This window comes from Pseudomonas sp. 8(2025), assembly GCF_052665325.1.
The window spans coordinates 117927-138208 of record NZ_JBQOIE010000014.1 but is presented as its reverse complement, the minus strand read 5'-3'; the positions used below and the strand labels follow the sequence as shown (position 1 = coordinate 138208).

The 20282-nt window shown below is 64.1% G+C and carries 20 protein-coding genes; 7 read left to right on the top strand and 13 right to left on the bottom strand.

Annotated features, from left to right (window positions below; all coding sequences use genetic code 11):
* Nucleotide 1: 1 nt before the first annotated feature.
* Nucleotides 2-562 (bottom strand): ankyrin repeat domain-containing protein, encoded by a 561-nt coding sequence (locus ACUXVH_RS24445; RefSeq protein ID WP_015637109.1) that lies wholly within the window; start codon nucleotides 560-562, stop codon nucleotides 2-4.
* Between the two features lie 66 nt (nucleotides 563-628).
* On the bottom strand, nucleotides 629-2170 hold the full coding sequence (gene katB / locus ACUXVH_RS24440) for a catalase KatB (RefSeq protein WP_053160119.1): 1542 nt from the start codon (nucleotides 2168-2170) through the stop codon (nucleotides 629-631).
* A 287-nt stretch (nucleotides 2171-2457) separates the two neighbouring features.
* Between katB and mscL the strand changes: the two genes are divergently transcribed.
* Complete coding sequence (mscL, locus tag ACUXVH_RS24435) at nucleotides 2458-2871, top strand: large-conductance mechanosensitive channel protein MscL (protein ID WP_011063583.1); 414 nt, start codon at nucleotides 2458-2460, stop codon at nucleotides 2869-2871.
* 47 nt (nucleotides 2872-2918) lie between these two features.
* Here mscL and ACUXVH_RS24430 read toward each other — a convergent pair whose 3' ends face one another.
* Nucleotides 2919-3695: a ferredoxin--NADP reductase gene (locus ACUXVH_RS24430; RefSeq protein ID WP_019095097.1), complete on the bottom strand. Its 777-nt coding sequence runs from the start codon at nucleotides 3693-3695 to the stop codon at nucleotides 2919-2921.
* 214 nt (nucleotides 3696-3909) lie between these two features.
* On the opposite strand from ACUXVH_RS24430, the gene ACUXVH_RS24425 reads away from it, so the two are divergent.
* Entirely contained in the window at nucleotides 3910-5034 is a 1125-nt protein-coding gene (locus ACUXVH_RS24425) for a methyltransferase (protein WP_019095096.1), read from the top strand.
* Between the two features lie 96 nt (nucleotides 5035-5130).
* Here ACUXVH_RS24425 and ACUXVH_RS24420 read toward each other — a convergent pair whose 3' ends face one another.
* The 3 genes from ACUXVH_RS24420 to ACUXVH_RS24410 all read right to left on the bottom strand — a co-directional run bounded on the left by ACUXVH_RS24420 (nucleotide 5131) and on the right by ACUXVH_RS24410 (nucleotide 7861).
* Nucleotides 5131-5298 (bottom strand): DUF2474 domain-containing protein, encoded by a 168-nt coding sequence (locus ACUXVH_RS24420; protein ID WP_011063586.1) that lies wholly within the window; start codon nucleotides 5296-5298, stop codon nucleotides 5131-5133.
* Between the two features lie 112 nt (nucleotides 5299-5410).
* Nucleotides 5411-6418, bottom strand: a complete 1008-nt coding sequence (gene cydB / locus ACUXVH_RS24415; RefSeq protein WP_011063587.1) for a cytochrome d ubiquinol oxidase subunit II — start codon at nucleotides 6416-6418, stop codon at nucleotides 5411-5413.
* 3 nt (nucleotides 6419-6421) lie between these two features.
* Nucleotides 6422-7861 carry a cytochrome ubiquinol oxidase subunit I gene (locus tag ACUXVH_RS24410; protein WP_011063588.1) on the bottom strand — a complete coding sequence of 480 codons (1440 nt, stop codon included), beginning with the start codon at nucleotides 7859-7861 and terminating at the stop codon, nucleotides 6422-6424.
* A gap of 571 nt (nucleotides 7862-8432) precedes the next feature.
* Between ACUXVH_RS24410 and ACUXVH_RS24405 the strand changes: the two genes are divergently transcribed.
* Nucleotides 8433-9671, top strand: coding sequence for an MFS transporter (locus ACUXVH_RS24405; RefSeq protein WP_065363648.1), 1239 nt, complete (start codon nucleotides 8433-8435; stop codon nucleotides 9669-9671).
* A 34-nt stretch (nucleotides 9672-9705) separates the two neighbouring features.
* Here the strand turns inward: ACUXVH_RS24405 and ACUXVH_RS24400 are convergent, their stop codons facing one another.
* On the bottom strand, nucleotides 9706-10002 hold the full coding sequence (locus ACUXVH_RS24400) for a hypothetical protein (RefSeq protein ID WP_019096028.1): 297 nt from the start codon (nucleotides 10000-10002) through the stop codon (nucleotides 9706-9708).
* A gap of 437 nt (nucleotides 10003-10439) precedes the next feature.
* Here ACUXVH_RS24400 and ACUXVH_RS24395 point away from each other — a divergent pair, with 437 nt between their 5' ends.
* Entirely contained in the window at nucleotides 10440-10718 is a 279-nt protein-coding gene (locus tag ACUXVH_RS24395) for a type II toxin-antitoxin system RelE/ParE family toxin (protein WP_011063591.1), read from the top strand.
* A 15-nt stretch (nucleotides 10719-10733) separates the two neighbouring features.
* Nucleotides 10734-11024 carry a HigA family addiction module antitoxin gene (locus tag ACUXVH_RS24390; protein ID WP_053160128.1) on the top strand — a complete coding sequence of 97 codons (291 nt, stop codon included), beginning with the start codon at nucleotides 10734-10736 and terminating at the stop codon, nucleotides 11022-11024.
* 3 nt (nucleotides 11025-11027) lie between these two features.
* Here ACUXVH_RS24390 and ACUXVH_RS24385 read toward each other — a convergent pair whose 3' ends face one another.
* Both ACUXVH_RS24385 and ACUXVH_RS24380 read right to left on the bottom strand, forming a co-directional pair.
* Complete coding sequence (locus ACUXVH_RS24385) at nucleotides 11028-11579, bottom strand: DJ-1 family glyoxalase III (RefSeq protein ID WP_065363647.1); 552 nt, start codon at nucleotides 11577-11579, stop codon at nucleotides 11028-11030.
* Between the two features lie 66 nt (nucleotides 11580-11645).
* A complete protein-coding gene (locus tag ACUXVH_RS24380) occupies nucleotides 11646-12095 on the bottom strand; it encodes a DUF4879 domain-containing protein (RefSeq protein WP_015637117.1) in 450 nt (149 codons plus the stop codon).
* A 206-nt stretch (nucleotides 12096-12301) separates the two neighbouring features.
* Between ACUXVH_RS24380 and ACUXVH_RS24375 the strand changes: the two genes are divergently transcribed.
* Together ACUXVH_RS24375 and trmA are read left to right on the top strand one after the other, a co-directional pair.
* On the top strand, nucleotides 12302-13594 hold the full coding sequence (locus tag ACUXVH_RS24375; RefSeq protein ID WP_019095091.1) for an NCS2 family permease: 1293 nt from the start codon (nucleotides 12302-12304) through the stop codon (nucleotides 13592-13594).
* Nucleotides 13591-14670, top strand: a complete 1080-nt coding sequence (trmA, locus tag ACUXVH_RS24370) for a tRNA (uridine(54)-C5)-methyltransferase TrmA (protein WP_065363646.1) — start codon at nucleotides 13591-13593, stop codon at nucleotides 14668-14670. Before ACUXVH_RS24375 ends, trmA begins: the two co-directional genes overlap by 4 nt.
* Before the next feature lie 282 nt (nucleotides 14671-14952).
* Here the strand turns inward: trmA and ACUXVH_RS24365 are convergent, their stop codons facing one another.
* The 4 genes from ACUXVH_RS24365 to ACUXVH_RS24350 all read right to left on the bottom strand — a co-directional run bounded on the left by ACUXVH_RS24365 (nucleotide 14953) and on the right by ACUXVH_RS24350 (nucleotide 20265).
* Complete coding sequence (locus ACUXVH_RS24365; RefSeq protein ID WP_065363645.1) at nucleotides 14953-16290, bottom strand: TolC family outer membrane protein; 1338 nt, start codon at nucleotides 16288-16290, stop codon at nucleotides 14953-14955.
* Nucleotides 16287-17636, bottom strand: coding sequence for an HlyD family type I secretion periplasmic adaptor subunit (locus ACUXVH_RS24360; protein WP_065363644.1), 1350 nt, complete (start codon nucleotides 17634-17636; stop codon nucleotides 16287-16289). Before ACUXVH_RS24360 ends, ACUXVH_RS24365 begins: the two co-directional genes overlap by 4 nt.
* Nucleotides 17633-19429: a type I secretion system permease/ATPase gene (locus ACUXVH_RS24355; RefSeq protein WP_065363643.1), complete on the bottom strand. Its 1797-nt coding sequence runs from the start codon at nucleotides 19427-19429 to the stop codon at nucleotides 17633-17635. Before ACUXVH_RS24355 ends, ACUXVH_RS24360 begins: the two co-directional genes overlap by 4 nt.
* Before the next feature lie 218 nt (nucleotides 19430-19647).
* Nucleotides 19648-20265: a heme acquisition protein HasA gene (locus ACUXVH_RS24350; protein ID WP_011063600.1), complete on the bottom strand. Its 618-nt coding sequence runs from the start codon at nucleotides 20263-20265 to the stop codon at nucleotides 19648-19650.
* Nucleotides 20266-20282 lie beyond the last annotated feature (17 nt).

The window sequence follows — 20282 nt, the reverse complement described above, 5'->3', positions numbered from 1 at the left end:
ATCAGCGCGGTGCGGCGGTACGTATCTGCCCGCTGGCCAGGCGCGTGGCGCTATTGCCCAGGGGATCCTCGGCATTCAGGTCGGCGCCCTTGGCGGCCAGGGCGTCGAGCAATTCGACCCGCTTGAACAACCCGGCGTACATGGCGGCGGTCTGCCCGGCGCCATTGCGCTGGTCAGGGCTGCAATCGGCGGCCAGCAGGCGCCGGGCGATCTGCACCTCGCCCTTGAAGATCGCCCCCATCAAGGCCGTGTTGCCACGCTTGTCCTGGGCGCAGGCGTTGGCCCCAGCGGCCAGCAGGCGCTCCACCGCCGGGCCCTGGCCGTGATAGGCCGCGAGGATCAGCGCGGTGTAGCCCTTTTCATCCTGGGTATCGAGGGAATAGCCGGCCGCGATAAAGGTGTCGAGCATTTCCACATCGCCACGGCGGGCGGCATCGAAATAGTAGTTTTCCAGTTGGACCTTGACCGCCACCGGGTCGGCGGCGGCCGCTGCTTCGGCCGTAGGCTGCGCGTAGGCGGCAAACGACCAGGCCACTGACAGCAGCGCTATAAAAAGACGCATGGCGCGACTCCTCTGTCGGAAAAAGACGTCACGCCCGGACGGGCGTGACGGGTAAGGCTCGCTCGATCAGTCGCTCAACTTCGCCGCCAGGGCCTTGACTCGGGCCAGGTCGCCCTTGGCCACCTTGGTCACCCCAGTGCCGTATTCAGGGTCGGCCTTGTAAAGGAACGACAGCATGATGTGCTTGCTCTCATCATCGGTGGTGGCCAGGGAGCCGCCGAAGCTGTCGATCAGGTCCTGGCGTTCCTTCTTGCTGAAGGAGCGGTACAGGTCACCGGCCTGCTTGAAGTTCTGCTCGCGCTGGATCTTCGCCTGCTGGGTGCTGCCCGCCAGCGCCATCTGGCTGTAGCGCGCGGTCTGCGGCTCCTCGCGTGGCATCAGGCGGCTTGGCTGGTAGTTGACCCCCGTGCTGCTGTGGCCCAGGTTCATCGCACCGTCCTGGTTGCCGTTGTTCACCGGGTTCTTCGGCGCGTTGATCGGCAGTTGCAGGGCATTGGCGCCGATGCGGTACATCTGGGTATCGGCATAGGAGAACACCCGGCCTTGCAGCAGGCGGTCTTCCGACGGTTCGATGCCTGGCACCAGATTGGCCGGTGCCATGGCCACTTGCTCGGTTTCCTGGAAGACGTTGGCCGGATTGCGGTTCAACACCATCTGCCCGACTTTGCGCTCGGGCACACCGGGCCAGATCTTGGTAGCGTCCAGCGGGTCGAAATCAAACTTGGCCAGGTCTTCGGGTTTCAATACCTGGACATACAAGTCCCACTTGGGAAAGTCCCCTTTATTAATGTGGGTTACCAAGTCATTAGTCATATGGCTGTAATCGCGGCCCTGTACCTCCACCACTTGTTTCGGGTCGAGATTCTTCAGACCCTGCAGGCTCTTCCAGTGGAACTTCACGTAGTGCACTTCGCCCTTGGCGTTGATCAACTTGTAGGCATGCACACCATTACCGTCCATTTCCCGGTAACTGGCCGGAGTGCCGGAGTTGGAATACAGCTCGGTCAGAGTACGGGTGGCTTCTGGAACATGGGAGAAGAAGTCGAAACGCCGCGAGTCATCGTCGAGATTGGTGCGCGGGTCGGGTTTGAACGCATGCACCATGTCCGGGAACTTGATGGCATCACGAATGAAGAAGGTCGGGAAGTTGTTGCCCACCAGGTCCCAGTTACCGTCCGCGGTATAGAACTTGGTGGCGAAGCCCCGTGGATCGCGCAAGGTTTCCGGGGAGTGGTTGCCATGCACCACCGCCGAGAAACGCACGAATACCGGGGTCACTTCGCCGGCGGCAAACACCTTGGCACGGGTCAGGTCCGTGAGGTTGTCGGTTACCGTGAAAGTACCGTGGGCACCCGTGCCACGGGCATGCACCACACGCTCTGGAATGCGCTCGCGGTCGAACCGCTGGAGTTTCTGAATCAACTGCACGTCTTGCAACAGCACCGGGCCGGTGGCGCCCGCAGTCTGCGAATTCTGGTTGTCGCCCACTGCCGCACCGTTGTCGCGGGTCAGCGTGGCGGCCTGTACGGAAAGGGAAAGCATACTGGCGGCAAGCACGCCCAGTACGCGTCGCTGGGAAAGACTCCCAAGGCCAAGAGAAGCGGTCATGTTGTATTCCTCTAGTTATATAAGGCGCATCTCGATGCGCCTGCTAGAGGCTAGTGACTAAATATTTGAAAGATAAATAGAAAGGCCGTAACCGCTCGATTGACAGAATGTACTGGTTATATCGTGGGGCGCGGGGTATATCGCGCGCGATTTGATGGCACTTTGAATAAACTATTTGCCTCTTTATCGGTCGATAACCCCGCGAGCTGTAAAAAGTTGTTTCGGCAAAATGCTTTTTGCTGAATTACACTGCCGTAACCAACCTCATCTGTAGCAAGGAATAACCTATGGGCGTGCTAAGTGAATTCAAGGCCTTCGCGGTCAAAGGTAATGTGGTCGATATGGCCGTCGGTATCATCATCGGCGCCGCGTTCGGCAAGATCGTCTCGTCCTTTGTTGGCGACGTGGTCATGCCGCCAATCGGCCTGCTGATCGGTGGGGTGAACTTCGGGGATCTGGCGGTCACGCTCAAGGCGGCTGCGGGCGATACGCCGGCAGTGGTCTTGGCGTACGGCAAGTTCATCCAGAGCATCATCGACTTCGTGATCATTGCCTTCGCCATCTTCATGGGGGTCAAGGTGATCAACCGTCTCAAGCGCGAAGAGGCCGTGGCCCCGACGCTGCCGCCGGTGCCGACCAAGGAAGAAGAGCTGCTGGGGGAGATCCGCGATCTGCTCAAGGCTCAGAACAACAAGCCCTGAGGCTGATCCCGCAATACGACAACGGCGCCCTGATGGCGCCGTTTTCATTACCAGTAGTTTTCCACCGCCACCTGCCCCGGTCGCCGGGTCAGGCTCAGGCTCATGCCCCGCTGCTTGAGCAGGGCGCGGGTGTCATCGATCATCTGCGGGTTGCCGCATAGCATCACCCGGGAGTGCTCGGGGCTCAGCTCCACGCCGGCGGCACGCTCCAGCTCACCGTTCTCGATCAACTGGGTGATGCGCCCGTTGAGGCTGCCCGGATGCTGCTCGCGGGTCACGGTGCTGATGAATTGCAGCTTGTGGGCAAATTCCGCCAGGTATTCGCGCTGGGGCAACTCGGCCAGCAGGCGCTGATAGGCCAGCTCCTTGGCCTCGCGCACGCTGTAGACCAAGATGATGCGTTCGAATTTTTCCCACACCTCGAAGTCCTGGAGGATCGACAGGAACGGCGCAATCCCGGTGCCGGTGGATAGCAACCAGAGGTCGCGACCATCGACGAAACGGTCCAGGGTCAGGTAGCCAAAGGCCTGACGATCCACCAGCAGGCTGTCCCCCACTTCCAGGCGGCTCAGCTCGCTGGTGAACTCGCCACCGGGCACCACGATGGAAAAGAACTCGAGAAACTCATCGAACGGCGATGACACCATGGAATAGGCGCGCCACACCGTACTGCCGTCGGCCTTGGTCACCCCGAGGCGAGCGAACTGCCCGGCACGAAAGCGAAAACCCGCATCCCGGGTGGTGCGCAGGGTGAACAGGCTGGAGGTCAAGGGCTGGACCTCGAGCAGGGTCTGGCGGGTGTACTTTTCTTCACTGGCAGTCATGACAGGCTCCACAAAACCGATGCGCTAGTGTCCCGCAAAGCGCCGCGCAGAAACACCGGCGGTTTGTAGTGGCATAGAGCGCGGGCAATCAGCGACAAAAAAACGTACCATTTAGCCCCGCTTCGAACAGCCCGCACTGCCGCTGTCCGAGGGTTCCCGTGCGCTCGACAGCCCCCACCGCCGGGACATTCACCGATTACCTAGAGTCCGCCCCATGCCCCTGCTTGCAAGCCCCTTCGCCCAGCTCGACCTGATCCGCCAGCCCGAACAGCAGAACGAGCCACTGCAAGCCTTCGACGCGGCGGACGAATACCTGCTCAATCACCTGGCCGAACAACAACCGGCCAGCGACACCCGGGTGCTGGTGCTCAACGACAGCTTCGGCGCCCTGGCCGCGAGCCTGCTGGGCAAGGTCCAGATCAGCAGCAGTGGCGACTCCTACCTGGGCGCCCTGGCCCTGGAAAAGAACCTGGTGCGCAACGGCCTGCCCTTCGACGCCGTGCGCGTGGTGCCGGCCAGCGAGCCCCTGGCCGGCCCCTTCGACCGGGTGCTGATCCGCGTCCCCAAGACCCTGGCCCTGCTGGAAGAGCAACTGATCCGCCTGCAAGGGCAACTGGCCCCCGGCGCCCAGGTGGTGGCGGCGGCGATGGTCAAGCACCTGCCCCGCGCCGCCGGTGATTTGCTGGAGCGCTACATCGGCCCGGTCCAGGCCTCGCTGGCGGTGAAAAAGGCTCGGCTGCTGATTGCCACGCCGCAAGACAAGCAGCCCGTCGTGTCGCCCTACCCGACCCGCTATCGCCTGGAACAGCCGGCCATCGAGCTGCTCAACCACGCCAACGTGTTCTGCCGCGAAGGCCTGGACATCGGCACCCGCGCCTTCCTCCCGCACCTGCCGCAGAACCTCGGCAGCGCCCGGGTCGCGGACCTGGGCTGCGGCAACGGCGTACTGGCCATTGCCAGCGCCCTGGACAACCCCCAGGCCCATTACACCCTGGTGGACGAATCCTTCATGGCGGTGCAATCGGCCCGGGAGAACTGGCAGGCCGTGCTGGGCGAGCGCGAAGCCCAAATGCGAGCCGGCGACGGCCTGGCCGGCCAGGCAGCGCAATCCCTGGAGGTGGTGCTGTGCAACCCGCCGTTCCACCAGCAGCAGGTGGTGGGCGACTTCCTCGCCTGGCGCATGTTCCAGCAGGCCCGGGAGGCCCTGGTGGTAGGGGGCGCACTGTACATCGTCGGCAACCGCCACCTGGGCTACCACAGCAAGCTGGCGCGGCTGTTCCGCGGCGTCGAGCAAGTGGCGGCAACCCCCAAGTTCGTCATCCTCAAGGCCCGCAAGTAAGGGCTCGCCAGAACACAGCGGCCTTTTCGACAGGCAAAAAAAACCCTCCACCAAGGGAGGGTTGAAACCGAGCCGCAAGGCAACGGGATGGGATGATCAGTGGGTGGTCAGGCCTGCGGCATTCATGAACATGCGCATCAGGCTGGCGACCACGAACAGGGCCAGGACACTGCCGCCCCAGATCATTACCAGCCAACCCAGGCGCTGCCACAGCGGCTTCTTTTCCGCCTGTTCGATTTCCTGCAAAGAGTGTTTACCGCTCATGACCTCAACTCCTGCCTAACCCGGATTCCCGTAGGAGCTGGCGTGCCAGCGAAAGCGACCGCAAGCTCGGCGCAAGGCGCGAAGGCCTCTTCGCCGGCAAGCCGGCTCCTACCTAGTGATAACCGTCTTCGTGGGTGACCTTGCCGCGGAACACGTAGTAGCTCCAGAAGGTATAACCCAGGATGAACGGGATGATGAACAAGGTGCCCACCAGCATGAAGCCCTGGCTCTGCGGCGGCGCGGCGGCGTCCCAGATGGAGATCGACGGTGGCACTATGTTCGGCCACAGGCTGATGCCCAGGCCGCTGTAGCCGAGGAAGATCAGCACCAGGGTCAGCAGGAACGGCGTGTAGTGGGCGTTGCGGGCCACGGCGCGGAGCAGGCCGTACATGGTCACCAGCACCAGGATCGGCACCGGCAGGAACCAGAACAGGTTCGGCAGGGTGAACCAGCGCGCGGCAATCTCGGCGTGGGCCAGGGGCGTCCAGATACTGACGACGCCGATCACCGCCAGCACCACGTAGGCCAGGGGCCGCGCCAGGTCATGCATCTGCAGTTGCAGCTTGCCTTCGGTTTTCATGATCAGCCAGGTGCAACCGAGCAAGGCATAGGCCACCACCAGCGCCAGGCCGCAGAACAGGGTGAAGGGGGTCAGCCAGTCCAGGGAACCGCCGGCGAACTGGCGGTTGACCACCGGCAGCCCATCGATGAATGCCCCCAGGGCCACGCCCTGGAAGAAGGTCGCCGCCACCGAGCCGCCGATGAAGGCCTTGTCCCAGATGTGGCGCTTGTCTTCCTTGGCCTTGAAGCGGAACTCGAAGGCCACGCCGCGGAAGATCAGGCCCACCAGCATCAGGATCAGCGGCAGGTAGAGTGCCGAGAGCACCACCGAGTAGGCCAGCGGGAAAGCGCCGAACAACGCTGCGCCCCCCAGTACCAGCCAGGTTTCGTTGCCGTCCCAGACAGGCGCGACGGTGTTCATCATTACGTCACGGTCGCGGTCGTCCTTGACGAACGGGAAGAGAATCCCGATCCCCAGGTCGAAGCCGTCCATGACCACGTACATCATGATGCCGAAGATGATAATCACGGCCCAGAGCAGCGGAAGATCAATACCCATGACTCAGTTCCCCTTGTTCAGGCGGGTGCCGTGGTCGGCGTCGTGGTCATCGTCGGCTGCGGACAGCGGACGGGCCGGGGTGCGTTTCTGGCCGGGGCCACCGTGGCTGGTTTCGGCACCTTCGTTGGTAACCGGGCCTTTGCGCACCAGGCGCATCATGTAGCCGATACCCACGCCGAACAGCGAGAAGTACACCACCACGAACAGCGCCAGGGTGATGCTCATCTGCACAAAGCTGTGGCCGGAAGAGGCATCCGCCGTGCGCATCAGGCCATAGACCACCCACGGCTGGCGGCCGATCTCGGTGGTGAACCAGCCGGCCAGGATCGCGATCAACCCGGACGGGCCCATCCACAACGCCAGGTACAGGAACGGGCGCGAGGTGTAGAGGGTGTCGCGCTTGCGCAGCCAGAGGCTCCACAGGCCGGTGAAGATCATCAGCATGCCCAGGCCGACCATGATCCGGAACGACCAGAAGACGATGGTCGAGTTGGGCCGGTCCTCGGGTGGGAACTCCTTGAGCGCCGGCACCTGCTTGTCCAGCGAGTGGGTGAGGATCAGGCTGCCCAGGTAAGGGATTTCCACCGCGAAGCGGGTTTTCTCGGCCTTCATGTCCGGCCAGCCGAAGAGGATCAGCGGGGTCGGCTCGTTGCCGACGTTCTCCCAGTGGCCTTCGATGGCGGCGATTTTCGCCGGCTGGTGCTTGAGGGTGTTGAGGCCATGGAAGTCGCCGATCACCGCCTGCACCGGCGCCACGATCAGGGCCATCCACATGGCCATCGACAGCATGCGACGAATGGCCGGGTTGTCCCGCCCGCGCAGCAAGTGCCAGGCTGCGGACGAACCGACGAAGAACGCCGTGGCGACGAACGCCGCTACAGCCATGTGCGCCAGGCGATAGGGGAATGACGGGTTGAAGATCACCGCCAGCCAATCCACCGGGATCACCTGGCCATTGACGATTTCATAGCCTTGCGGGGTCTGCATCCAGCTGTTGGACGAGAGGATCCAGAAGGTCGAGATCAGGGTGCCGATGGCCACCATCACCGTGGAGAAGAAGTGCAGCTTGCGCCCGACCTTGTTCCAGCCGAACAGCATCACCCCGAGGAAACCGGCTTCGAGGAAGAAGGCCGTGAGCACTTCATAGGTGAGCAGGGGGCCGGTGACGGACCCGGCAAAGTCCGAGAAGCGGCTCCAGTTGGTGCCGAACTGGTAGGCCATCACCAGGCCGGAGACCACGCCCATGCCGAAGTTGACGGCAAAGATCTTCGACCAGAAGTGGTAGAGATCGCGGTAGGTGTCGTCGCGGGTCTTCAGCCAGAGGCCTTCGAGTACCGCCAGGTAGCTCGCCAGGCCGATGGTGATCGCCGGGAACAGGATATGGAACGAGATGGTGAACGCGAACTGAATTCGGGCGAGATCAAGAGCCTCTAAACCGAACATAAGCTTTCCTCTATCAGGTAATACCGGCTGCCGGCCAGAGGCCTGCACCCACTGCCCCCACGGATATGGAGTGCGGCGAATTCGGATTCGTTCTTTTTAAACCATCGCTACGCAGGGAGTCTGGCACTTGGGCCACCACATCAGCCTTTGCAAAAAGGTTTTGATCTGGATCAAGCAACGTTGAAAGAGTAGTCCTAATTTCGCCATGCAACTCTGTGGTTATTTGCCGCGTGACAGCTTGCCTCACCCTCTCAAGCCCGGGGTTTTCCCGGCTTTTCCCACACAAAACGCCTGTAGCCGCTGCTGAGCCTGCGAAGCTGCGAAAGGCCGGGCCGCGTTCGGTACGCAGGGCCTTGGCTGGCAACTTCCCGTCGAACCTGCGGCGTATTCAATATCCTGGCGTCTCCTCCGGAGCCGTTCGCAGCCTGCGGCAGCGGCTACAGGGTTCGCGACCAGGTGTTCGAGCGAAAAACAAGATAGATGCGCGGCTAACGAATTTTCCCCGAGCCGCAACTATTGGTTACATCTTGGTGATAATCTCGTGGCACTCCCCGCTCAGATCTACCGCCCGATGCCCAGCCAAGACCCTCTGCTGCTCCGTCACCATCGTCCGTTCATCGCGTTCTGGCTGGCGCGGATCTTTACCGCCAGCGGCTTCCAGATGCTCACCGTGGCCATTGGCTGGAACCTCTACCAACTGACCGGCAATGTGCTGGACCTGGGCCTGGTGGGGCTGGTGGAGTTCGCCCCGCGGGTGCTGTTCATGCTGCACACCGGGCATGTGGCCGACCGCTACGACCGGCGTCGGGTGGCGGCCATCTGCCAGTCGCTGCAAGCCCTGATCGCCCTGGCCCTGGCCGTCGGCAGCCTGACCGACAGCGTCACCCGGGAAATGATCTTCATTCTGGCCTTCCTGCTCGGCGGCGCCCGCTCCTTCGAAATGCCCACCACCCAGGCCCTGCTGCCGAGCATCGTGCCCGCGGCGCTGTTTCCCCGGGCGGTGGCCGCCGCGCAATCGGCGCAGCAGTCGGCGACCATCGTCGCCCCGGCCCTGGGCGGGTTGCTGTACGCCTTCGGCAGCGTCTGGGTCTACGGCCCCACCGTGGTCCTGTACCTGATCGCCTGCGTGCTGATGCTCAACCTGCCGGCCCGGCAGACCCCGTTGAACAAGGGCAAGGCCACCCTCGATTCGCTGCTGGCGGGCATCCGCTTCATCCGCAGCCGCCCGGACATCCTCGGCGCCATCTCCCTGGACCTGTTCGCGGTATTGCTGGGTGGCGCCACCGCGCTGCTGCCGGTGTTCGCCAAGGACATCCTGCTCACCGGCCCCTGGGGCCTGGGGCTGCTGCGTTCGGCGCCAGCGGTGGGAGCCTTGCTGATGTCCCTGTGGCTGGCGCGTTTTAGCGTCGAGCGCAAGGTCGGGCGGGTGATGTTCACCGCGGTCGGGGTGTTTGGCGTGGCCACCATCGCCTTCGGCCTCTCGACTTCGTTCTGGTTTTCCCTGGCGGTGCTGGTGGTGCTGGGGGCGGCGGACATGATCAGCATGGTGATCCGCGCCTCCTTCGTGCAACTGGAGACCCCGGACGAAATGCGCGGCCGGGTCAGCGCGGTGAACGGCCTGTTCATCGGCGCTTCGAATCAGTTGGGGGAGTTCGAATCCGGGCTGACCGCCCACTGGTTCGGCACGGTGCCGGCGGTGGTGCTCGGCGGGGTCGGCACGCTGCTGGTGACCGGCGTCTGGATCAAGCTGTTCCCGACCCTGGCCCAGCGCGATCGGATGATCGAACGGCTCGAGCAACCCAAGGCCTGAAGCCGCGCCGGGCAGGCGCGGCCAGGTTCAAGCCTCAGTGGCTGGGCTGAGCTTCAGCAGCGGCTCGCCATTTCGCCGCCTCCAGCAGGTCGCAACCATCCTGGGTCAGTACATAGAGCACGTCGATGATGTGCGGGATGTCCTTCACATCGCCGTGGCTGAAATTCAGGCAGCAGAGGGTTTCCAGCAGGTTGGCAGCCGTGCGCATGCGTTGCTCGGCGGCTTCGTGCAGCGCCTCAGGGGAGGCATTGGCGTTGATAAAAAACACACCTGGCCGGCTTATGTTGGATTTAAGCGGCACATAGTGAGCAGCAGTTTCCGGGGTATTCATCATTAGATCCTTCTTTATGAATGACCGCCCCAATCGTGACCAAACGATGGGTGGCGGACTGTGCACAGGTTGGTCAACCGGGAAGAAGGCACCCGGCACACCCGAAGGTGTCCCGCGCACAGCCCACCATTAAGCGTGCGGACACGAAAAAGTGCCTGCAAACCAGGGTGGCGCGTGCGCCTTCTAATTTCGGGTGACCAAACCCGGCCGCTGAATTGGCAGCGACGGCGCGAACTATAGGGGTGATGGGACGGGCGGTGCAAGAAGCGGCTGGTTAGCCTTTGTTACCCGTTCACAAGCCCCGTGCCCGACTCCTTGCCGAACCGAGCTGCGACAGAGAAACGCCCCGTGGGGGGCCTCGTAACAGGTTATTGATCATTCTCTGCAATACAAAACCGTTACGAAGAGTGTAAGGTATCGCCTTACACTCGCACCCCATGATCAAGTCCTTTCAGCACAAGGGCCTGCGCGCCTTCTATGAAACCGGATCGACTCGTGGAATACGGGCCGAGCATGCACGCCGGTTGGCCCGCCAACTGTCGTTCATGGATCACGCCAGCGAACCGGCAGACCTCAATCTGCCGGGCTGGCGGCTGCACCCGCTCAGGGGCGACCTGCTTGGCTACTGGTCCCTGGTAGTGTCCGGCAACTGGCGAGTGATCTTTCGTTTCGTAGGTTCGGATATCGAGCTGGTGGATTATCTGGACTACCACTGAACAGGAGGCAGGATCATGCCCATCCACAACCCGCCCCACCCCGGTGACACCCTGCGCCTGGATATCTTGCCCGAACTGGGCATCAGCGTGACGGAGCTGGCTCGGCATATCGGCTACGCCCGCCCGCACCTGTCCAAGGTGTTGAACGGCCATGCGCCGATCCGTGCGGAACTGGCGGTCAAGCTGGAACGCGCCGGAATCGGCAAGGCCAAGGTCTGGCTGGCGGTACAGGCCGATTACGACATCTGGCACACCGAGCAGGAACTGCAACCGGTGATCGAGCCCATCGTGGCCCATGTTGGCTGAGCCCTAAACCAGCAGCTCTCCAGCCACCTTGGCGCGCTTGCCGCGACCGCACAGCGCTTCCACCAGGGCCAGGGCAAACGCCAGGGCCGCGGCGGAGCCCTGGGCGGTGATGCAGTTACCGTCCACCACCACCGGCTGGTCGACAAAGGTGCAGCCCAGCAGATGATGGCTGGCGCTGGGCAGGCAGGTCATGCGCCGCTGGCGCAGCACGCCATACGCCTGCAAGGCCAGGGCCGGGGCTTCGGCGATGCCGGCGAACAGGCGTCCCGCTGCGGCCTGATCCTTGAGCAGTTGCTGCAGCGGTTGATGGGCCGCCAGGTGCTGGGCGCCCACCGCGCCGCCGGGCAATACGATCAGGTCGAAGCGCTGGGCCAGCACGTCCACCAGCATGGCGTCGGCGGTCAAGCGGGTGCCCCGGGCGCAGGTGAGCATGCGCCGGCCTTCGACGCTGGCGGCCAGCACTTCGACTTCGGCACGGCGCAATACGTCGATCAGGGTCACGCTTTGCAGGTCGTCGATGCCTTCGGCAAGGGTGACCAGGGCTCTGAAGGTCATGGGGATGACTCCGCGTGGAGGTCTTTAGAGCTTAGTCAGCTTTGCCGGCTGCCGTTCAGGGCGCCGTCACTTGATGTAGATCTGCGCGCCCAGGCTGTTGCCCGGGGCGTTGAGCGAGGTGTTGCGAAAGCTGAAGGTGCCCTCCTGCTTGCCCGCCAGGTCGAAGACATAGACATAGCCGACGGTAGTCCCCGAGTTGCCGCAGGGCACATAGCTGGAGCCGTCCTCGCACACCGGCGAACGGGTGCCATCGACCTCGAAGCCGTCCAGGGTCACATGGGGCTCGCGACCGTAGCCGATCTCCAGCACGTAGACCTTGATGTTCGGGCCGTTGTGATCGCACTGGGTCCGTTCACGGCCGTCGGAGACATCCTCCAGGCCGCAGGAAGGTGACAGCACCTTGAGAATCTCCACCCGGCTCAGCGGCGGGGCCGAGCGCGCCATGGCCGGGGCCGCCAGCCAGCAGGCTGTCGCGCCGAGCAATGCCAGGGCTGTCATTTTCACTGTGCTGCGCATAAATCCCCCCTAAAACCAGGGCGCAGTATGCGCTACTTGCCAGCGCGGCAAAACATCGCCGACGATCGCAGCCATTGGCCCACGCTGCTGGTATGATGCGCGGCTTTTTCCGACCCAGAGCAAATCCGCAGGCACCTTATAAAGTCTGTGCTTTGCTGTTGGAGTCGATACATTCACGGCGCCCGGCGGCGCCACGGGGAGCAGACATGCTGGAAAGGCTGTTTCAACTCAAGGCACACAACACCAACGTGCGCACCGAGATTCTTGCGGGCGTGACCACCTTCCTGGCCATGGCCTACATCCTTTTCGTCAACCCGAGCATTCTCGGCGAGACGGGCATGGACAAGGGCGCGATCTTCGTTGCCACCTGCCTGGCGGCGGCCATCGGTTCCACCGTCATGGGCCTGATCGCCAACTACCCGATCGCCCTGGCACCGGGCATGGGCCTGAACGCCTTCTTCACCTACACCGTGGTCCTGCACATGGGCCACACCTGGCAGGTAGCCCTGGGTGCGGTATTCATCTCGGCGGTGCTGTTCTTCCTGCTGTCGATCTTCCGCATCCGCGAATGGATCATCAACAGCATCCCCCTGCCCCTGCGCTCGGCCATTGCCGCCGGTATCGGCCTGTTCCTGGCGCTGATCGCCCTGCATAACGCCCAGATCGTCGTGGGCAACGAGTCGACCCTGGTCGGCCTCGGCGACCTGAGCAAACCGGCCCCCATCCTCGCAGCCCTGGGTTTTGCCCTGATCGTGGCCCTGGAAGCCCTGAAAGTGCGCGGCGCGGTGCTGATCGGCATTCTCGCGGTGACCGTCGTCTCCATTCTCATGGGCGTCACCCCGTTCGGCGGCGTGACCTCGATGCCACCGTCCCTGGCCCCAACCTTCCTGCAACTGGACATCAAGGGCGCCCTGGACATTGGTCTGGTGAGCGTGATCTTCGCCTTCCTGTTCGTCGACCTGTTCGACAACTCCGGCACCCTGATCGGCGTCGCCAAGCGCGCCGGCCTGATGGGCAAGGACGGTCACATGCCGAAAATGGGCCGGGCGCTGATCGCTGACAGCACCGCCGCCATGGCCGGCTCCCTGCTGGGCACCTCGACCACCACCAGTTATATCGAATCCGCGGCGGGCGTAAGCGCCGGTGGCCGCACCGGCCTGACCGCCATCGTGGTGGCGATCATGTTCCTGCTGGCGCTGTTCTTCTCGCCACTGGCAGCCAGCGTACCCGCCTTCGCCACCGCACCGGCCCTGCTGTTCGTCGCCGTGCTGATGACCTCGGGCCTGGCAGAAATCGACTGGGAAGACATCACCGTCGCCGCTCCCGTGGTCGTCACCGCCCTGGCCATGCCGTTCACCTATTCCATCGCCAACGGCATCGCCTTCGGCTTCATCGCCTGGACCGTGATCAAACTGCTGTCGGGCCGTGCCCGTGAGCTGAACGCGCCCCTGGTGATCCTGTCGATCCTGTTCGTGATCAAGCTCGGTTACCCCGCATGACTTTTGACGCCGCAAGCTACACCACCCAGTTGAATGACAAGATCGCGCGCTTGCGCGACCTGCTGGCCCCCTTCGATGCGCCCGAGCCTCAGGTCTTCGACTCGCCCCTGCAGAACTTCCGCCTGCGGGCAGAGTTCCGCCTGTGGCGCGAGGCCGGGGAACGGCACTACGCGATGTTCTCCCAGGACGACAAGCGCACACCGATCCTCATCGAGGAATTCCCCATCGCCAGCCAGCGCATCAACCAGTTGATGCCCCGGCTCAAGGCCGCCTGGCAAGCCAGCGCGCCCCTGAGCCACAAGCTGTTCCAGGTGGAGTTCCTCACCACCCTGGCCGGCGACGCGATGATCACCCTGTGCTACCACCGCCCCCTGGACGAGCACTGGCACAAGGCGGCAAGCCAATTGGCCGCCGACCTCAAGGTCAGCGTGATCGGTCGCTCCAAGGGCAAGCGCGAAGTCATCGGCCAGGACTACGTGGTGGAAAAGCTCGAAGTCGGCGGGCGTACCTTCAGCTACCGCCAGCCCGAAGGCGCCTTCACCCAGCCCAACGGCACGGTGAACCAGAAGATGCTCAACTGGGCCTATGAAGCCCTGGGAGAGCGCCAGGACGACCTGCTGGAGCTGTACTGCGGCAATGGCAACTTCACCCTGCCCCTGGCCACCCGGGTGCGCAAGGTGCTGGCCACCGAGATCAGCAAGACCTCGGTGAATGCCGCCTTGAGCAACCTCAGCGAAAACGCTGTGGATAACGTCACCCTGGTGCGTTTGTCGGCCGAAGAGCTGACCGAAGCCCTGAACGAAGTTCGGCCGTTCCGCCGCCTGCAGGGCGTGGACCTCAAGAGCTACGAATTCGGCAGCGTGTTCGTCGACCCGCCGCGGGCCGGCATGGACCCGGACACCTGCGAGCTGACCCGGCGCTTCGACAACATCCTGTACATCTCCTGCAACCCGGAGACTCTGGCGGCCAACATCGCCCAGCTGCACGACACCCACCGCATCACCCGCTGCGCACTGTTCGACCAGTTCCCCTGGACCCACCACATGGAATCCGGGGTCCTGCTGACCCGCCGCTGATTGGCCCCGCTCCCCAACGGCCGTCCTCGAGACGGCCGTTGTCGTTCTGCAGCCCTCCCCCTCCGTAGGAGCCGGCTTGCCGGCGAAGAGGCCCCTGAGCCTTGTGCCAACCCGGCCGACGCCTTCGCTGGCAAGCCAGCTCCTACAAGGCCAAACCAGACGTAACGCCCTCCTCCGTAGGAGCCGGCTTGCCGGCGAAGAGGCCCTTGAGACCTGCACCAACCCGACCGACGCCTTCGCTGGCAAGCCAGCTCCTACAGGGTAGGTGCGGGCGCAGTGGTGTCAGCCCAGGGGGCGGAAGTAACCGGCCAGTTGCTGCAGGTCCTGTTCGTTGAGCAGGCCGGCGTAGAACTTGAGCTGGATCCGCGCCAACAGGTAGGCATGCCGGGCATCTGCCAGGTCGCGGCGGGCGGTGAACAGTTGTTGCTCGGCGTCCAGTACATCCAGGTTGACCCGCTCGCCGCCGTGCACGCTCTTCTGGGTCGCGGTCACCAGCGCCTCGGCGGAGCTGACGGCCATTTCATAGGCCCGGACCTTGGCCGCGGCGCTGGTGTTGAGGTTGAACTGCTTGCGCAGTTCGTTGAGGGTGGTGGCGGTCTTGGCATCCAGTTCGAACTGGGCCTGGGACAGCTGGCTGGCCGCCTGGCGGGTCGAGGCCGATACCGAGCCACCGGCAAACAGCGGCAGGCTGACCTGGATGCCCACGGTATTGGTGTCGTACTTCTGGTTGTAGGAGCTTTCCGAATCGGAACTGGTCTGACGGCTGCTGGCATACAAACTCACCTTGGGCAGGTGCCCGGCGCGCTTGCGCTCCACTTCATACTCCGCCACTCGCAGCGCCTGCTGCTGGGACGCCAGGTCCGGGTTGTTGGCCATGGCCAGGTCACGCCAGCTGTCGAAGCGGTTGGGCAGCAGCGGCTGGATCTGGAACTGCCGGGTCAGCGGATCCAGTTCGTCGATCTGCAACGGTTCGCCGACTATGGCTTGCAGCTCGCGCAGGGCCGCGTCCTGCTGGTCCTGGGCCTCGATCTCCTGCGCCAGGGCCAGGCTCAGCCGGGCCTGGGTCTCCAGCACATCGGTGCGGGTGCCCTCGCCGCCCTTGAGCAGGCGTTCGTTGAGCTGCAAGCGTTCGACGTAGGCTCGCTTCTGCGCCCGGCTCAGCTCGATGCGCTCCTGGGCCAGCAGCGCCTGGCTGTAGGCACCGAGCAAGCGCACCGCCAGTTCCTGGCTCTTGCCGCGAAAGCGTTCATCGGCGAACAGCGCCTGGGCCGAACCCTGGCGGTAGCGCGCATAGGCTTCGTAGTCCAGCAGCGGTTGCTGTAGGGTCAGGGTCGAGGCGTAGCTGCGGTAGTCCCGGTCATTGGTGACATCACCGCGAACGGTCTCCTGGGTCACTTCGGACTGGTTGCGCGAATTGTTATAGCTCCAGGACAGGTTCGGCAGCAGCCCGGCACGGCCAATGGCCCGGTTCTCTTCCCCGGCATCGCGCTCCTTGATCGCCGCCTGGAAGGTCGGGTCATTGCGCAAGGCCAGGTCATAGGCGTCCAGCAACCCCAAGGCCCGGACCGACGGGCTGCTCAACAGGCACAGCAGGGGCAGGTAGCACCAGGCTCGAATCATTCTTCCACCAACGCCATGTGAGTACGGTCAAGCAGGGGCTTGAACAGGTAGTTGAGCATCGAACGTTCGCCGGTACGGACAAAGGCTTCCACCGGCATGCCCGGGCGGATCTGCAAGCCCTGCAACTGCTGCATGCCCTGGGCGCTGACCGTGGCCCGCAAGGTGTAGTAAGGCTCCTCGGTGCGCTCGTCCACCTGCCGGTCGGCGGACACCAGGGTCACCTCCCCCGGCACCCTGGGCGTGGTGCTCTGGTTGAAGGCCGAGAACATCAGCTCCACGGGCAGCCCCGGGTGCACCTTGTCCACCAGTTGCACCGGCACCCGGGCCTCCACCAGCAGGGGTTCGTCCTGGGGCACGATGTCCATCAGCGGCTGGCCCGGCTTGATCACCCCGCCCTCGGTGTACACCTCCAGCCCCACCACCACCCCGGCGGCCGGGGCGCGCACCTGGCTGTTGGCCAGTTCGAACTGGGCGGAGGCCAGGCGATTGCGCAGGTCCTCGGTACGCACCCGGGTATCGGCCAACTGGCTGCGCAGGTCTTTCTGGAAATCCTCGGTGGTCTGGCGGATGCGCAGGCGCAGTTCGAGGATCTGCCGCTGCAACTGGCCGATGCGGCCGAAGTCCTCGGCGATCGAGCCGTCGATCTGCGCGTACAGGCGCTCGCTGTCCAGCAGCCGGTTGCGCGGGATATAGCCGTCCCGGGCCAGTTCCCGCAGGCCCTGCAACTGTTCATTCAAGGCGCGGCGCTGCGCCAGCTTGCTGGCCTTGGAATCCCGGGTGCCACGCAACTGCGCCTCGGAGCCGGCGATGGTTTCGGCAATCCCCTGCTGCTCCATGCTCAGGGCCTGGCGCCGGCTGCTGAACAGCTGCCGTTGCAGCGCCAGGCTGGCGGCCACGTCCGGCTCGCTGGCCAGGGCCTGAAGTTGCGGGTCGAAGACGATATCGCTGGCGCCGTCGCGCTCGGCATTGAGCCGCGCTTCGCTGGCCAGCGAGCCCAGGTACTGGCTGCGCAGGGACTGCATCTGGGTGCGCAGCGGCGTCTCGTTGAGGCGCAGCAGCACCTGCCCGGCGCTGACCCGGTCGCCTTCCTTGACCTCGATCCGCTCAACGATGCCGCCGCTCTGGTGCTGCACGGTCTTGCGATGGCCCGAGACCATGACCTTGCCCGACACCGCCACGCCCTTGTCCAGAGGCGCCAAGGCGGCCCAGCCGATGAACCCGGCAAAACCTCCCAGCACCAGGAGCCAGCCGAGCCGTGAGTACTTCCTGTCGTCCAGGGACAATACATTGCTGGCGGCTGGCCCAGCGACCGGCGCAACAGAGCCTGTGGATACACTCGCCTTCATGCTTTTTTCCCTTCGCCGCCGGCCACGCCCAGGCGGTAATTCATGTTCAAGCTGGTCACCGGGCTGCTCGCCGGATTGCTCATCGGTACAGCCGGCGGCGGCGCGGCCTTGGCCTTCTGGTTCGCCTCCAGCACCCGCGCCGTCGGACCGTAGGCCTGCAACTGGCCGTCGCGCAGGATCATCAACTGGTCGGTCAGGGTCAGTACGTTGGGCTTGTGGGTGATCAGCACCAGGGTCCGCTGCCGTTGCTTGAGCTGGCTGATGGCATGCAACAAAGCCTGCTCACCGGCCTCATCGAGGTTGGAATTGGGCTCGTCGAGCACGATCAGCGCCGGCAGGCCGTACAGCGCCCGGGCCAAGCCGATGCGCTGGCGCTGGCCGCCGGACAACCCGGCACCGCCCTCGCCCAGGCGCGTGTCATAGCCCTGGGGCAATTGCAGGATCAGTTCGTGCACCCCGGCCATTTGTGCGGCCTGCAGGACCTGATCCGAGTCCAGCTGGGCAAAACGCGCGATGTTCTCGGCGATGCTGCCGGCGAACAGCTGGATGTCCTGGGGCAGGTAACCGATATGCGGCCCCAGTTGCTGCCTGTCCCACTGAGCCAGGTCTGCGCCATCCAGGCGTACCTTTCCCGTCAGGGGCGTCCAGGCACCGACCAGCAGCCGGGCCAGGGTCGACTTGCCACAGCCGGAAGGGCCGATCACCCCCAGCACCTGGCCAGCCTCCAGGGTGAAGCCAAGGTTGCTCAAGGCCGGGCGACGGCTGCCCGGTGCACAGGCGCTCAACTGTTCGACGCTCAACTTGCCCTTGGGCGTCGGCAGGTTCATGCGTGCCGGGCGCGGCGGGTTGGCCTGCAACAACTCGGACAAACGCTCGTAGGCCAGGCGCGCCGAGCTCCATTGCTTCCATACCGCGATCAACTGGTCGATGGGGCTGAGCACGCGGCCCATTAGGATCGAGCCGGCGATCATCATCCCCGGGGTAATCTGGCCCTGCACCGCCAGCCAGGCGCCCAGGCCCAGCACCAGGGACTGCAGGGCCATGCGCACGCCCTTGGACCAGGCGCTGATGGTGGCGGTCTTTTCGCTGGCCAGGTTCTGCTGGGCCAGAAAGCCCTGGTGGCCGATGAACCAGCGCTCGCGCAGGGCGCCGAGCATGCCCATGGCTTCGATCGCGTCGGCATTGCGCAGGTTGGCGGTGGCCTGCTGGCTGGTGATGATCGACAACTGGCTGGCCTGGGCCAGCGGTGCCTGGCAGATATGCTGATTGATCCAGGCCAGCGCCACCAGCAGCACCGCACCGGCCAGGGCCAGCAGGCCGAGCCAGGGGTGAAAGAGAAAGATCACCAGCAGGTAGACCGGAAACCAGGGCGCATCGAAGAACGCGAACAAGGCATTGCCGGTGGCGAACTGGCGCAGCGCGGTCAGGTCGTTCAAAGCCTGGCCGGCGGCCTGGGGGCTGCCCTTGAGCTGGGCTTCGAAAGCGGCGTCATACACCCGCTGGTTCAGGCGCATGTCCATCTGGGTACCGAGGTGGATCACCACCTGGCTACGCACCCACTCCAACGCCCCCATCAGGCCGAACAGGCCGAGGATCATCAGCGTCAGCATCAGCAGGGTCATCTGATTGCCCGAGGCCAGCACCCGGTCGTAGACCTGCAGCATGTAAAGGGCCGGGGCCAGCATCAGCAGGTTGATCACCGCCGAGAACAGGCCGATGTTGAAAAAGCCGCCCTTGTAGGCCGTCAAGGCCGCCAGCGTCTCGGAAGCGGCAAGTGGATTCGGCCTGCTCATCAAGGTGTCCTGTGGAGAGTTTAGGGTTACAGGGCCTTCCGCTCGGGCAGAGCGGAACGACAAGAGGCGCGCCCGGTGCGTTGACAGGCACCACGGCGCTCCCCAGAATTTGCCACCGCCGCCGCCCTGGCCTTCGAAAACTCGGGCGACGGAGGTGAGTCAAGCCAGCGAATGGAGGAGCGATCCTGCATTCGCTTTTTTATGCCTCAGGCCTGCACTCAGGCGGCCAGCGCCCAGTCCTGGGCCACGTCCTGCACACCCACCAGGCCGACATCGGCAGCGGCTGCGGCAGCCGGGTTGACGTGAGCAACGCCAGCAGCGGCCAGGTCGTCGAAGGTGGAGTTCACCGACAGGCTTGGGTCGATCGCCTTGAGCAGGGCATCGATCTCGCCGGCCAGCGCCGAGCTGTCGCCACTCATCAGGCCGTAGACCACCTTGTGCACTTCGCCTGCACGGCCTTCTTCCTTCAGGCTGTTGAGGCCCAGGTTGGTGAAGCTGACTTCCTGGCTGACCAGGTTGTAGTTGCTGCCCGAACCACCGGCGAGGGTGTCGCCCAGGGAGATAGTGTCCACCGAGCCCCACAGGGTGTGGCTCGGGTTGCTGAACAGGGTGTAGTGCAGGTTGCCGTCGGCGACGAAGGCCGCGTCACTGGCGGTGCTCTTGATGGCGTACTGGGTGCCGTCGAACGGGCCCGGGTTGAAGCCACCGGTGTTGGTGCCGTCGACCACTTCGCCTGGGCGGTGGTTGACGTCGCCGAAGTAGGCCGACCAGTCAGTCAGGTATTGCGCAACAGTATTACCGCCGTAGGTAGCGCTGTAAGAGATCGAAATGCTCATGCAAAACTCCAATACAT